This window comes from Streptomyces sp. NPDC059443 (assembly GCF_042750105.1).
Taxonomy (GTDB): domain Bacteria; phylum Actinomycetota; class Actinomycetes; order Streptomycetales; family Streptomycetaceae; genus Streptomyces.
In genome coordinates this window covers 60,339-73,437 of record NZ_JBHYVM010000042.1, presented here as the reverse complement: position 1 = coordinate 73,437, position 13,099 = coordinate 60,339, and the positions used below count along the sequence as shown (strand labels likewise).

Genomic DNA, 13,099 nt, shown 5'->3' with positions numbered 1-13,099 from the left:
CGCGTGGGCTCGTTTTTGTGTCCAAGAGACAGCGCTGGGGAGGGCCACCCGGCGCTTCGCGCCGGGGCCTGCCCCTTCGGGGCAGGTAGAACCCTCCGCTTCGCTTCGGGTTCCTAGGCGCTGCGCGCCTAGGACTGAAAGGCCTCGCTGCGCTCGGCCGGGGCCCTACGGGCCCGGCTCTCCGCTTCGCTCCGGACTGGCTCTGGCTCCGCTGCGCTCCACCAGAGCAGGCAGGCTTTGCCGGTCTCAGAGCTCCCGCGCTCCGCGCGGGAGGTGACCCCGTTTCACGGGATCCGGCCCGTTGGGCGAGCCCGCCCGTCTAGGTGGGGTGCTGCCTCTTCACTCGCCCGGCCTTCGGCTTCACTCCCGTGCCGCGGTCTCTCTAGCTGACGCCCTGGGCGTTCAAAACGGCTGTCAGATACCGCATCGAAGCCGGGGCACACCCGATCAACACCACAGCATCAGCATCTCGGCACTCGGCCACCTGCCAGCCGTGCTGCACCAACCGGGAATCCGTACGGCCTCTCGACCGGACCCGAACCAGCTCCCACCTCGCTGCGGGAAGTGGACTTCGATGAAGGTCCCTGAACTCCGTCGGCGAGGCATGAAGCGTGGAACCCATAGCCCAGAGGAAGACCAACGCCTCATCCCGGCAGTACGGTCGGTCACCAAGGACACAGGCAACAAAACCCACCTCCGCCCCTGCCGTGAAACTCCGAGCCTTCCTCCTGGCCCTGCGCCTCTCATGACCCCACGTCAGCAGACCGCCAGAAACGAGCTCCAGCAAGAAACCCAGCACGCGCCACCCCCGTCGGCCTCCACCCTCCAACTGCAATCCAAACAGGCGCAACCAAAGACCACACTCCTCCCCAAGGAGGAGCGCAGACACGGTCCTCTACGCGCACAACACAGGAGGAGAGGCGGGCGTCTCCGCCTGAAGACTCCCCCTGCTGCGGATGGTTCATTCTTCTATCCAGATAGATTTAGGAATCCGGTCCAAGTGCCGCACCAGCTGGACACCTGTGGTCTGGGTGCCGCAGGTACCTGGGCATCAGCCCCGCCCGGTACCCAGTCTGCTGAACGCCCAGCACAGCACCTCCTGGTCAGGGTGGTCGCGGCCTGTCCGTTCGAGCGCGGTCAGAGTGTGGGCTGTTAGCCGGGCCCAGTTACGGAAGTTGCCGTGAGCCGCGTGGCGGTCGGCGAAAGCGATGTCCGCGGGATCGGTCTGTGCCCAGACTGGGTGGTAGAGCGGGATGACCTGCTGAACTTCCCCCAGGGTGAGCTTGGTGACGTGCTGCCAGATGAAGATGCGAGAGGAGAGCATCGGCTCCTTCCGCAACACCGCGTGTGCTCCCTCGCCGCCGGCGAAGACAATGGCGATCTGCGAGTACGGGTGATCCCAGATGTACCGGAAGTATTCGAACGTCTCTCGATTAAGCCACTGGGCTTCGTCCACGACCAGCGTACGCGGCTGCGCAGTCAGCGAGTCCAGAAGCAGCCGATCGAACTCGGACGGGTGACGCGGAGGTTCACCCGGCAGACCGAGCGCGACAAAGAGCTCATGCCGCACCGCGCGAGCGGTGGGACGGGCCCGGAAGGCGATCCGGCAGACGTTCACGGCGAGGGTCTTGCCCACGTCAGCCGGGCCATGGAGGCACATCATCGCCCTGGCATCGATCCTGTCCGTGATGTTCTCCCGGGCTGCCAGGAGCGCCCGGGTCGTGACGACCGCGGCGTCCGCGAGCCGGGTGTAGTGGTCCGTCTCCCGCGGCGGCAGCTGACTCGTCATCGCTTCTCGTCTCGGGTGGCGGGGCGCAGGGAGGCTGGGGTGTTCCAGTCGTCGGGCGGTGGGGCGGGCGGGATGAGGTCGGGCAGCGCCAGGGCGGCCATGTCGCTGCCGCCGGCCGTCGTGAATTCCTGGTCTGCTTCGGCCGCTGTGACGGCGCCCAGGCGCTGCGCGGGCGTGGGAGCGGTGGCCGGGGCGAAGCGCTGCCGACGCAGGACCTCCGCCTTCTTGGCCTCCTCGCGCAGGCAGCGGGCCCGCACGGTGCGAGTGCGGCGCAGCTCGTCGAGCTGTTCCGGGGTGGCGGCGTCCGCAAGGTGGGCGGTGCCCAGGTGGCGGCCGGCCGGGTCACAGACCTCGATCTCGTGATCATGGTGAGGCATGTGCCGGATCCGAACGCCGCGCCCAGCCTGCCCGGCCATCCACGCGCCCAAGTAGTCCCGGCCCCGCCAGCGCACCCCGTGGCTCCCCGGCCTCTGCCTTCACCGGCCGCGACGGGCACGTCGAGCAGTTGCTGACGGATCTGGCCCCTGCCGCCGGGGGTGCGGGTGGGCAGCGCGTGGTTCTGGTGAGCGCGGTGTCGGGGCTGGCGGGCATCGGCAAGACCGAGCTCGCCGTCCAGACCGCCACCCAGGCCCTCACCCGGCCGGGCTGGTTCCCCGGCGGGGTGCTGTTCACCGACCTCGCCGACTATGACCCCCCGAACGCCGCCTCTCCCCGGAACGGGCCCTGGAAGGGCTCCTGCGCGCCCTGGGCATGCCCGGCAAGCACATCCCCAACAGCCTGGAGGAACGGCAACGGCTGTACCGCAGCGTGCTGGCCACCTACGCCCGCGAGGGTCGGCGCGTCCTAGTGGTCGTCACCAACGCCTCCACTACCGGCCAGGCCGGCCCGCTGCTGCCCACGGACGGCATCACAACGACCCTGGTCACCTCCCGTCACGCCCTCGACGGCCTCGACGCCCGCCTCCACGACCTCGACACCCCCTCGACGAAGCCGCCTCCGTCGCCGTACTCGACCAGGCGCTGCGCCATGCCCGCGGCACCGAGGACACCCGCTTCACCGACGATGCCGAAGCGGCCACTGTGATCGTCCGGCTGTGCGCGTGCCTCCCGCTCGCGCTGCGCATCGCCGCGGCGGTCCTGGCCGCCGCCCCCACCCGACCCGCCGCGTCCTTGGCCGCCGCGCTGCAGGCCGGACACAGCCGGCTGGACAAACTCGCCGGCCCCGACCGTGCCGTACGCGCCGCCTTCGATTTGTCCTACCGGCACCTCACCCCCGAAGAGGCCCGGGTTTTTCGGCTGCTACCTCTGAACCCCGGCCCCGACCTCTCCACCGACGCCACCGCGCACCTCGCCGACACCGGCCCCGACCAGGCAGAGGAACTCCTGCAGCACCTCGCCGAAGCCCACCTGATCGAACCCGCAGCGGCCTGGGGCCGCTGGCGCCTGCACGACCTGGTCCGCCTCTACGCCGACGAACACGGCCACACCCACGCCACCTCCGACCAACGCGACACCGCCCACATCCGCCTGTTCACCTACTACCTTGAAACTGCCCAAGCCGCCACGACCCACTTGGACACCCTCCCTGGTGTCCGCGCGCCCGACTTCCCGGACCGTGCCTCCGCGCTCCGATGGCTGGACGCCGAACACACCAACCTGATCACTATCGGGACCGCCGCACCGGCCCTCGGCCACCCCACCACCACGACCTCCCTCACCTATGCCCTCGCCCAGTACCTCGACTACCGCCGCTACTTCGACGACTTAATCACCCTCACCACCGACACCCTGTCCATCTACCGGGGCCTCGGTGACCTCCACGGCGAGGGCACGACGCTGAACTACCTCGGCCTCGCTCTGCGGCAGGTGCGGCGGTTCGAGGAAGCCATCACCACCCACACACAGGCCGCCAACCTCTACCGCAACCTCGGAGACCATGACCGCGAGCGCACCACGAGGACGCTCCTGGATTTTGCGCGCAAGAGCCTCTGACTAGGGCGAGCTGAGTGGGCTTCGCCCGCTGAATGCCACGCGATACCCGCCAGACAGAGCCCCCTACACGTCAGGGTGCGGGGGGTCTCTGGTTCTACGGCCGGGGTTAGGCTTCGGCGCCGATGGCCTTGCGGGCTGCCTTCTTGGCGGCATCTACGCGCCGCTGCACCTTGATGAGCTCCGCCTCGATGGCCTCGGCCTGGTCCAGGACTGCGGCAGGGTCCTCCTGGACCAACTGCTCGATGCGCTTGGGCGCGAGCACCTTGTAGGCGTCCGTGAAGGCCAGTCGGCGGCCGCAGTTACCGCCCGGCGGCGGTGGAGCGGTCTTGGGCGGCCAGGACGTCGTCCGCGTAGCGGCCGGCCCAGGCGCCCATCGCGCGGATCGGGGTCAGGAGGGCGGCGCCCGCCTCCGTCAGGGTGTAGTCCACGCGCGGCGGGGCTTCCGCATAAACCTGGCGCTCCACCAGGCCGTTGAACTCCAGTCGCCGCAATGCCTCGTTCAGCACCTTCGGGCTGATTCCCCCGATCCGTGCCAGCAGATCCCGCGGCCGCATCGGGCCGCCCTCGCCGAGGATGAAGACGATCACGCTGTCCCAGCGGTTCGCGAGGACCTCGAAGGCGACCCGCGCCCGGCAGTCCGCCGCGAAGTCGTCACCTTCCAGCTCCGGTTCGATGTCAGGTTCCATGACCTCAATCCTGCCCTCCCGATGCACACCGTGTGGTGTGTATCGGGGTGCGTAGCTTCAAGACCGGGAACACCACCCCACCAATCCACGGACTTGGAGGCGCAGTCATGCGTATAGGAATTCTCGGCACCGGCTCATTGGCCACCGCGCTCGGCGGCGCCTGGGTACGGGCGGGCCACGCCGTGCACATCGGCGGCCGGGACACCGCCGCGGCCGCCCGCACCGCCCAGCTGATCGGCGCCGCCGGCCACGGCACACTCGCCGAGGCCGCCGCCCACGGCGAAGCCGTTCTAGCCGCCGTACCCGCCGACGTAGCGGCCGACGTGGTCGGACCACTCGACCTCACCGGGCGGGTCCTGCTCGACTGCACCGTCCCGATGGCGAGGGGGGAAGCCGGCCCCGTCCTGACCGACCACGGCGCCCACCGGCTGGCCGAGGCCGCCCCCGGCGCCCACCTCGTCAAGGTGTTCGGCCTCGTCCACGAGAGCATCTGGACCATGGACAAACCCTCCTTCGAGGGCGCCCCACTCGCCGTGCCCTTCTGCACCGACTCCCCCGAAGCCGTACGAGTCACCACCGCGCTCATCACCGGCATGGGCTGCACTCCGCTCCCCTGCGGCGGCCTCGACCGGGCAACGCTCCTCGAAGCCACCGCCGTCCTCGCCATCGGCGTGTGGTGGCAGGGCGGCGAGACCCGCTTCGCCTTCCCCACCCCCGCCCTCGCCCCAGGGGCCACCGACGACTAGTCACCTGGACGAGCACAAGCCAACGGGCGCTGGGGCACGCGTAGACCTGTGCTCCCCCAGAGAACCGCCCACAAGCCTGCGGACTAACAGAGCAGGGCAGGCAGTTGTTAGACGACGCTCTGCGTGGTGATGAAGAGGGGTGACGGCGACACTCCCGTTGCACACGAGCTGTACTCGTGTCTGGGGCCGGGCTGTTTCTTCGTGTGCGACGACACCGTGGACAGGAACGAGGTCGTCGAGGTGCGACGAACGGCTACCAGAGCCATCGGTCGAGGAATTCCGCCCAGATGAAGCCGTTGTACCCGTCGAACGCGGGCGGGTCGATCTGCTTGAGCTCGGCCGCGAGTTGGCTGAGCTCGGCGAGTGCCCCGTCCTCATCCTCGTCGGGGTCGTTGAGGATCTCGGACTGGCTTACGTGCCGGCCGTAGTGGTGCAGACATTGGAGCCACAGGGCGATGGAGGAGTTGGCGAACCAGGCTTCGCCGTCCGGCAGGACGTAGTAGACCGTGCCGGTCACGGGCTCGACTCCGAACGTCCACAGCAGGTCGGGGACCAGGTCTCCGTGGCGGTTCTCGGTCAGTTGGTACAGCCGCTTACCGTCTCGGGTCAGCAGTCGTGGGGCCGTCTCCGTCTGGAACGCCGCTGCCTCGATGAGGTTGTCCGTGATGGGGATGCCGATGCTCACCAGCAGGGCTGTCTGGTCTTCGGGGACCTGCCAGCCCGCGACGCAGGCGGCGTCGGCCCGCGTGACGTTCTCTTCACCCGCCCATTCGACCAGATCGTCATAGGTCAGCAATGTGAAGATCCTTCCGATGGCGTGAGCGGTCACCGCGACTCTACTGACCAGGACCGACACCTGATCCGCACCCCTTCGACCGGATACGTGGCAGGTGCACGTGAGTTCGTCCTGAGCAACATGATCGTTTGGTGTTTGGGCAGGCTCTCGGTACTTCGTCGTGCTCGGAGCCGAGCACATCGTGCTCTGCGGAGGCTGCCAGGGTGCTGATCGTCGACAACGACGTCCTGCTGGTGGAACGGCAGTTGCGGCAAGGCCGGCTGAGCTGTCCGTCATGCGGGGCGGTCCTGGCGCCGTGGGGGGCATGGCAGGCCCCGGGAGATCCGGGGCGATCTGGGGGCCCGGTTGTTACTGCGGCCGCGCCGTACTCGTTGCCCGGGCTGCAAGGTCACGCACGTGCTGCTGGCGGAGGCGTTTTGGCCGCGGCGGGCGGATGCGGCCGAGGTGATCGGGGCCGGGCTGGAGATAGCGGCGTTGGGTATGGGGCACCGCCGGGTCGCTGCTGTCCTTGGCCTGGCGGAGGGCACGGTCCGTGGCTGGTTGCGGGTGTTCGCCGGGCGGGCGGAGGACGTTCGTCGGCACTTCACCGTCGCTCTCGTCGCGCTCGCGGACGATCCGCTGGCAGGGGCTTCTCCTTCGGTGAAGCCCGTACGCGGGTGGCTGCGTTTGTCTATCGTCGGGTGGCATGGGGACTGTAGGGGATACCGGGTTCGGGCGCGGGGTGCCGTACGCGGGTATGCCGCCGGTGTTCGACGACCGGACCCTCGACGCGTGCGTGGTGGTGCCGGGCGTCATGGGCAGCGTCCTTGAGGACGCCGCGACGGGCCGCGCCCTGTGGGGTTCCGACCTCGCGACACTCACCAACCCGTTGACCGGCGAGGGACTCCTCGGCGCCCTGCACGCGAACGCGCAGGAGCAGGCCGCCGATGCCGGCACCGCCCGGCGGGTGCCGCTGGCCCGTATCCGGGCGACCGGGCTTCTGGCCAAGCCGTGGTGGCTGCCCGTCTTCGAAGGCCTCGACCCCTACGGCAAGGTGGTCGAAGCCCTGCAAAAGGTCGCGCTGGAGCCGGAGGCGGTGGCGTCGTTCCCCTACGACTGGCGGCTCGCGGTCTCCTACAACGGCGCCCTGCTGGCCCGCGCGGCCCGCGCGCACCTGACGCGGTGGCGGGAGCGGGTGTCGGCCGTACCCGGGTGGCGGGCGGCGGGCGGGCCGCGGCCGCGGCTGCTGTTCGTGGCGCACTCGATGGGCGGGCTGGTGGTACGGGCCGCACTTGAGCAGGACCCGGAACTCGCTGCCGACACCCGGGCCGTGGTCACCGTCGGGACGCCGTTCCTCGGCTCGGCGAAGGCCGTCCTCGCGCTCAACCTCCTGAACGCCGAGGCCGGGCCGAAGTGGCTGCTGCGGCGGGTACAGGCGATGGCGGCGACCCTCCCCGGCGTCCACGACCTGCTGCCCGGCTACCGCTGCCTGGACCTGGGCCTGGACGTCGAGCGCCTCACCCCGGGCGATGTCGCCCGGTTCGGCGGCAACCAGGACCTGGCCGCACGCTCGCTGGGAGAGCACGCGCGCCACCGCGAAAGCGGGTTCGTGCTGCCGGGGCACAGGGCGGTCGTCGGCGAGGCCCAGACGACCGTGCAGACCCTGGAAGAGCAGCGGCGCGCGGGGCCGGCGGTCGCCGTGGGCCGCGGGCACGCCTTCGACGTGGGCGACGAGGGCGACCTCGTCCGCGACCCGGCCACCGGCATCCCTGCCCGCCACGACGCCTCCGGCGACGGCACCGTCCACATTCCCTCCGCCCAGGCCGGCACCGGCGCGGTCACCTACGTGTTCGGCCAGCACGGCACGCTCATGCGCCACGACGAAGTCCTGCGCCAGATCCGCCGCATCGCCCTGGAACGCCCCCAAGGCCCCCACCTCAGCGGTAACGGCACCGGTGCCGGGCCGGGGCTGGAAACCCCCCACCTCGGCGGGACCGTTGGCACCCCGCTCACCCTCACGGTCACCGGCCTCGACACCCCGGCCGGCGTGAACCTGAGCGTCCGCTCGGCCACCACCGGCCGCCCCGGCCACCCCCTCACCCTCCGCTGCAACCCGGACCGTACCGACGGGGCCCTGTCGGCCCGGTTCACCGCGGAGGCTCCCGACCTGTACCGGGTGACCTTGGACACCGGCGGCCACGTGCCGATCACCCAGCTCGTCCTCGTCACCACGCCCGACGCCTGAGGCCACCCGCTCATGACCACACTCCACGCAGCGGACGGCCCCCCGCCCCGCCCCATGCCTGCCGATGGCACCGGCCACCGCACAGCCGGACCGCCTCCCGAGGGCGGCGGGGTCGAGCTGTTCCCGGTCAACTTCACCGCCTATCAGCACCACGAGGATCTGGACACCGACCGGCACGTACAGGCGATCGCCGACCTGCTCGCCCCCTACGGCGTCCGCATCACCCCATGGACCGTGGCGGCGGAGGAACGGGACCGGCAGATGGTCGAGAAGCGGCTCGGCGCCTGGAAGCAGCCCACCGTACCCGGCGGCAACACGGTGCTCTACTGGGTCGGCCACGGCAGCGCCGACCACCTCGCCCACCACCACACCCACACCCCCATCGACGACGGTGTCTCCCCGGAAGAAGTCGCCCATGCCATAGGCAGCCGCCAAGTCCACCCCGACAACGAGGACAGTTGGGCGATCGTCGTCGTCGACGCCTGTTTCTCCCAGGACTTCGCCCGCGAGGTGCATCGCATCCTCCTCGGCAGGAAGTACCGCGATGCCGGCCGCTACTTGCTGCTGTCCACCGCCGCCAGGGGCTACGCCGAACTCGGCGCCTTCACCGACGCCCTCCGCCATGTCCTGACCGTCACCTTCCGCGGACGGTCCACCATCCATCTCGCCGAGCTCGGCTTCGAACTCTCCGACAACCTCCACGGCTTCCGCGGCGACAGAACTGACCGCCGCGACCAGCTCGTTCGTACACTGCCCGACGTGGCCGCCGCCGTCTCCGCGCCCTTGGACCAGCTCGCCGAACTCCAGGCCGTCATCGACCAACTGCCTACCGACGAGCAGCGCCACTTCCTCTCGAAGGCATCTGGCGCCGAACTCGGCGAGCTCGCCTGGTACTTCCACGGCCGCGTCAAGGAGCGCGACCAGATCCTCCACTGGCTGACCACCGCCACTCGCGGCGCCCTCGTCGTCACCGGCCCCGCCGGCTCCGGCAAGTCAGCCCTCCTCGGCCACATCCTCCTCCACACCAACACCCGCCTGCGCGATCTCCTGATCCGCCACGGCCACCTCCAATCCCTACCCGCCGAAGTTCCCTGTCCGGACGACCCGTTCGACCTCGTCATCCACCTCTCCGGCCTCACCCTCGCCCGGACCCTCCAACTCGCCGCCCAGGCAGCGGACCTGCCCGACCTTGCCCTGCAAGCGGCCGACGGCCAACCCTCCGCCGACCTCGCCGCTCGGCTCCTCGAACGACTCCGCGACCGGCACGAACCGCTGACCCTGCTCTTCGACGCACTCGACGAAGCCGAACAACCCCTCGTCATCGCCGACCAGCTCCTGCGCCCCCTCGCCGCCCTCCCGACGGTCCGCCTGATCATCGGCACTCGCCGCTCCACCCGTGAAGGCCCCGACCACCCCGCCACCGACGACACGAACCTCCTCGGCACCCTCCGCCCCCGCCCCAACGCCCCGCATGGCCCGGCCACAGGCGGATCGCCGGACGTGGAGGTGTCCCGGGACCAGGACGCCATCGCCGGATACCTCCGCGCCAAACTCCACGCAGCCAAGCACCGAGGTACCCTGCACGCCGACTACAGCCTCATCGACGAGGCCGTCCGCCGCCTCGTCACCGACCACCAGCAGGACGGCTCCGAGCCGCAGCAGTTCCTCTACGCCCGCCTCGCCGCCCACGAACTCCTCAACGATCCCCACCTGATCACCGACCCCGCCCCCCTCATCGGACGCACCCACCGTCAACTCTTCACCCGCGCCCTGGAGCGTCTCCACCGCGCCAGCTCCCACTACGGACCTCTCCTGAAGGCCCTCGGCCTCACCCAGGGCCGCGGCCTGCCAGACCAGGACGGGATCTGGACCTGCATCGCCGACGCCGTCGCGCCCGACACCGCCGCCACCGGCGGCAGCATCTCCGGTCTGCTCCGCGACGCCGCCCCCTACCTCGCCCTCGATCACGAGCACGGGCAGAGCGTCTACCGCCTCGCTCACCGCACCTTCACCGAACACTTCACCACCGGCCCCGACACCGATCAGGCCCACTCCAACATCACCGCCGCCCTGGCCCGCCACGCCCGCCACGCCCGCCAGGGTCAGGACACACCCGGCGTTACGTCGCAGCCCCCGGACATCAGCCCCTACATCCGCCACCACCTCGCCGCCCACGCCCGCCTCGGCCACAGGGCCGGGGCCCTGAACACCCTCGCCGACCACCCCGACGTCCTCGACACACTCGATCTCACCAGTGTCACCACCAGCGTCCTCCACCACAGCCTCACCCCGAACGACCTCCCACCCGCCATCGCCGGAACCGTCCTCCACCAGCACGACGCCCGCCACACCGTCCCCGGACGGCAGACCGGCACCGCCATCGAATGGCGCCGCTGGTGGCGGCGACTCGGCACCATCTACGTCCAAGGCACCCCGCCCCCCGCCGAAATCCATCCCCGCAACCCCGGCCCATGGCCTCCCGTCCTGATCGCCGGGTCAGTCCAACCACGCCAACTCCACCTGCAACTCGCCGGCCACACCGACGGCGGGGTGTGGTCGATGACGGTGTTCACCGCTCCCGACGGCACCCCCCGCCTCGCCACCGCTGGCAGCGACAAGACGGTGCGGATCTGGAACCCGGCCACCGGCACCCAGGTGGGCGAGCCCCTCACCGGCCACACCAGCTGGGTGTGGGCAGTAGCGGTGTTCACCGCTCCCGACGGCACCCCCCGTCTGGCCACCGCTGGCAGCGACAAGACGGTGCGGATCTGGAACCCGGCCACCGGCACCCAAGAAGGCGAGCCTCTCACCGGCCACTTCAGCACGGTGATGTCGATGGCGGTGTTCACCGCTCCCGACGGCACCCCCCGCCTCGCCACAGGCGACAACGACGGGACGGTGCGGATCTGGAACCCCGCCTGTCTTGGACGGGGTTTACCGGCCCCGGGGGAACAGCAGGAGGTGGCCCCATCTCTCGAACGGGCAGCCGACATGTCATCCGGGCCCCTGACGGCCTCTTCTCGCTGGCTACGCTTGTGCGCGGGCTACCTACCGGCCCGGCAGTCGAACGCTTGGCGGAGCCACTTCTCACCGTTCTGGTGGGGCCGCCGGACTCCGTCGCAGACGCCCGCCACCGGCACCCAAGAAGGCGAGCACCTCACCGGCCACACCAATGCGGTGGTGTCGATGGCGGTGTTCACCGCTCCCGACGGCACCCCCCGCCTCGCCACCACCAGCACCGACAAGACGGTGCGGATCTGGAACCCGACCACCGGCACCCAAGAAGGCGAACTCCTCACCGGCCACACCCACGAGCTGGGAGTAGTAATGGCGTTCACCGCTCCCGACGGCACCCCCCGCCTCGCCACCGGAGGTAGAGACGCGGCGGTGCGGATCTGGAACCCGGCCACCGGCACCCAAGAAGGCGAGCCTCTCACCGGCCACACCCACGAGCTGGAAGCGGGGGCGGTGTTCACCGCTCCCGACGGCACCCCCCGCCTCGCCACTACCGGCCTCGACGAGACGGTGCGGATCTGGAACCCAGCCACCGGCACCCAAGAAGGCGAGCCTCTCACCGGATCCACCGGCATGGTGAGGGCGCTGGCGGTGTTCACCGCACCTGACGGCACCCCCCGCCTCGCCGCTGCCGGCCACGACAGGACGGTGCGGATCTGGAACCCGGCCACCAGCACCCAGCAAGGCGAGCACCCCACCGGCGAGGTGAGCGCAGTAGTGGCGTTCACCTCCGCCGACGGCACCCCCCGCCTCGCCACCACCGGCCACGACAAGACGGTGCGGATCTGGAACCCGACCACCGGCACTCCGGTGAGCATTGGCCACGCCAACCGGGCAAGCGCAGTAGTGGCGTTCACCTCCGCCGACGGCACGCCCCGCCTCGCCATCACCGGCTACGACAAGACGGTGCGGATCTGGAACCCCGCCACCGGCACCCAAGAAGGCGAACACCTCACCGGACACACCAACCAAGTGCAGGCGGTGGTGGTGTTCACCGCACCTGACGGCACCCCCCGCCTCGCCACCACCGGCCAGGACAGGACGGTACGGATCTGGAACCCAGCCACCGGCACCCAGGTGGGTGAGCACCTCACCGGCCACACCGGCGGGGTGTGGTCGATGGCGGTGTTCACCGCTCCCGACGGCACCCCCCGCCTCGCCACCACCGGCCACGACAAGACGGTGCGGATATTGGACCCCGCCACCGGCACCCAAGAAGGCGAGCACCTCACCGGCCACACCGACCAAGTGCAGGCGCTGGCGGCGTTCACCGCACCTGACGGCACCCCCCGACTCGCCACCACCGGCTACGACAAGACGGTGCGGATACTGGACCCCGCCACCGGCACCCAGGACGGCGGACCTCTTACCGGCCACACCAACTGGGTGGACGCGATAGTGGCGTTCACCGCATCTGACGGCACCCCCCGCCTCGCCACCGCCGGCTACGACAAGACGGTGCGGATCTGGAACCCGCGCACACGGACATGCCACGCCCTTCCTCTGGCAGACGAAGTTCATGCGCTGACGGAACACCACGGCCTGCTCGTCGCAGGCACCCTATCGGGCTACTTCACCATCGACATTTCGTCCGTACCCGACGACACAGCTTGATCGCCAGGACAGTACCTAAAGGTCATCGGGAGCCGGGACTGCAGGCACCTCCTTCAGTGCACCGTCGCCGGGGGCGGAATGGCTCGGGGGCCTCTTGCAGGCGCTCCTGCGGTCCTGTGTCATGGAGGCGTTGGGCGGGCGGAGGGGAGATCTCTCGGCTCGTGCAGGTCGGCACCCGCCCGGTCAGGAAGCGTGACCGGTTCCTGGATGCTGCGGCTCAGCGACGGTGTGCGACAGG

General features: G+C 70.2%; 10 protein-coding genes. 5 read left to right on the top strand and 5 right to left on the bottom strand.

The features are described 5' to 3' along the window. Positions 1-1,051 precede the first annotated feature (1,051 nt). Entirely contained in the window at positions 1,052-1,789 is a 738-nt protein-coding gene (locus ACFXDJ_RS31560) for an AAA family ATPase (RefSeq protein ID WP_384660855.1), read from the bottom strand. Beyond that, entirely contained in the window at positions 1,786-2,166 is a 381-nt protein-coding gene (locus ACFXDJ_RS31555) for a hypothetical protein (protein ID WP_384660857.1), read from the bottom strand. Before ACFXDJ_RS31555 ends, ACFXDJ_RS31560 begins: the two co-directional genes overlap by 4 nt. A 373-nt stretch (positions 2,167-2,539) precedes the next feature. On the opposite strand from ACFXDJ_RS31555, the gene ACFXDJ_RS31550 reads away from it, so the two are divergent. Together ACFXDJ_RS31550 and ACFXDJ_RS31545 are read left to right on the top strand one after the other, a co-directional pair. Further along, entirely contained in the window at positions 2,540-2,872 is a 333-nt protein-coding gene (locus ACFXDJ_RS31550) for a hypothetical protein (RefSeq protein ID WP_384660852.1), read from the top strand. Continuing rightward, on the top strand, positions 2,869-3,780 hold the full coding sequence (locus ACFXDJ_RS31545; RefSeq protein WP_384660849.1) for a hypothetical protein: 912 nt from the start codon (positions 2,869-2,871) through the stop codon (positions 3,778-3,780). The genes ACFXDJ_RS31550 and ACFXDJ_RS31545 overlap by 4 nt, the downstream gene beginning before the upstream one ends. 106 nt (positions 3,781-3,886) lie before the next feature. Here ACFXDJ_RS31545 and ACFXDJ_RS31540 read toward each other — a convergent pair whose 3' ends face one another. Both ACFXDJ_RS31540 and ACFXDJ_RS31535 read right to left on the bottom strand, forming a co-directional pair. Further along, positions 3,887-4,042 carry a hypothetical protein gene (locus tag ACFXDJ_RS31540; protein WP_384660846.1) on the bottom strand — a complete coding sequence of 52 codons (156 nt, stop codon included), beginning with the start codon at positions 4,040-4,042 and terminating at the stop codon, positions 3,887-3,889. A 37-nt stretch (positions 4,043-4,079) separates the two neighbouring features. Beyond that, on the bottom strand, positions 4,080-4,466 hold the full coding sequence (locus ACFXDJ_RS31535) for a winged helix-turn-helix transcriptional regulator (protein WP_384660843.1): 387 nt from the start codon (positions 4,464-4,466) through the stop codon (positions 4,080-4,082). A gap of 107 nt (positions 4,467-4,573) precedes the next feature. Here ACFXDJ_RS31535 and ACFXDJ_RS31530 point away from each other — a divergent pair, with 107 nt between their 5' ends. Beyond that, entirely contained in the window at positions 4,574-5,212 is a 639-nt protein-coding gene (locus tag ACFXDJ_RS31530) for an NADPH-dependent F420 reductase (RefSeq protein WP_384660841.1), read from the top strand. 253 nt (positions 5,213-5,465) lie between these two features. Here the strand turns inward: ACFXDJ_RS31530 and ACFXDJ_RS31525 are convergent, their stop codons facing one another. Then, positions 5,466-6,008, bottom strand: coding sequence for an SUKH-4 family immunity protein (locus ACFXDJ_RS31525; RefSeq protein ID WP_384660839.1), 543 nt, complete (start codon positions 6,006-6,008; stop codon positions 5,466-5,468). Between the two features lie 685 nt (positions 6,009-6,693). On the opposite strand from ACFXDJ_RS31525, the gene ACFXDJ_RS31520 reads away from it, so the two are divergent. After that, positions 6,694-8,232 carry a hypothetical protein gene (locus ACFXDJ_RS31520; RefSeq protein ID WP_384660836.1) on the top strand — a complete coding sequence of 513 codons (1,539 nt, stop codon included), beginning with the start codon at positions 6,694-6,696 and terminating at the stop codon, positions 8,230-8,232. 54 nt (positions 8,233-8,286) lie between these two features. Next, a complete protein-coding gene (locus tag ACFXDJ_RS31515) occupies positions 8,287-12,861 on the top strand; it encodes an AAA family ATPase (protein WP_384851038.1) in 4,575 nt (1,524 codons plus the stop codon). Positions 12,862-13,099 lie beyond the last annotated feature (238 nt).

Excerpts from the sequence above, each read along its gene's own strand:
- ACFXDJ_RS31515 (WP_384851038.1), top strand. The coding sequence starts at position 8,287 with ATGCCTGCCGATGGCACCGGCCACCGCACAGCCGGACCGCCTCCCGAG.
- ACFXDJ_RS31550 (WP_384660852.1), top strand. The coding sequence starts at position 2,540 with ATGCCCGGCAAGCACATCCCCAACAGCCTGGAGGAACGGCAACGGCTG.
- ACFXDJ_RS31560 (WP_384660855.1), bottom strand. The coding sequence starts at position 1,789 with ATGACGAGTCAGCTGCCGCCGCGGGAGACGGACCACTACACCCGGCTC.
- ACFXDJ_RS31520 (WP_384660836.1), top strand. The coding sequence starts at position 6,694 with ATGGGGACTGTAGGGGATACCGGGTTCGGGCGCGGGGTGCCGTACGCG.
- ACFXDJ_RS31530 (WP_384660841.1), top strand. The coding sequence starts at position 4,574 with ATGCGTATAGGAATTCTCGGCACCGGCTCATTGGCCACCGCGCTCGGC.
- ACFXDJ_RS31555 (WP_384660857.1), bottom strand. The coding sequence starts at position 2,166 with ATGCCTCACCATGATCACGAGATCGAGGTCTGTGACCCGGCCGGCCGC.
- ACFXDJ_RS31535 (WP_384660843.1), bottom strand. The coding sequence starts at position 4,466 with ATGGAACCTGACATCGAACCGGAGCTGGAAGGTGACGACTTCGCGGCG.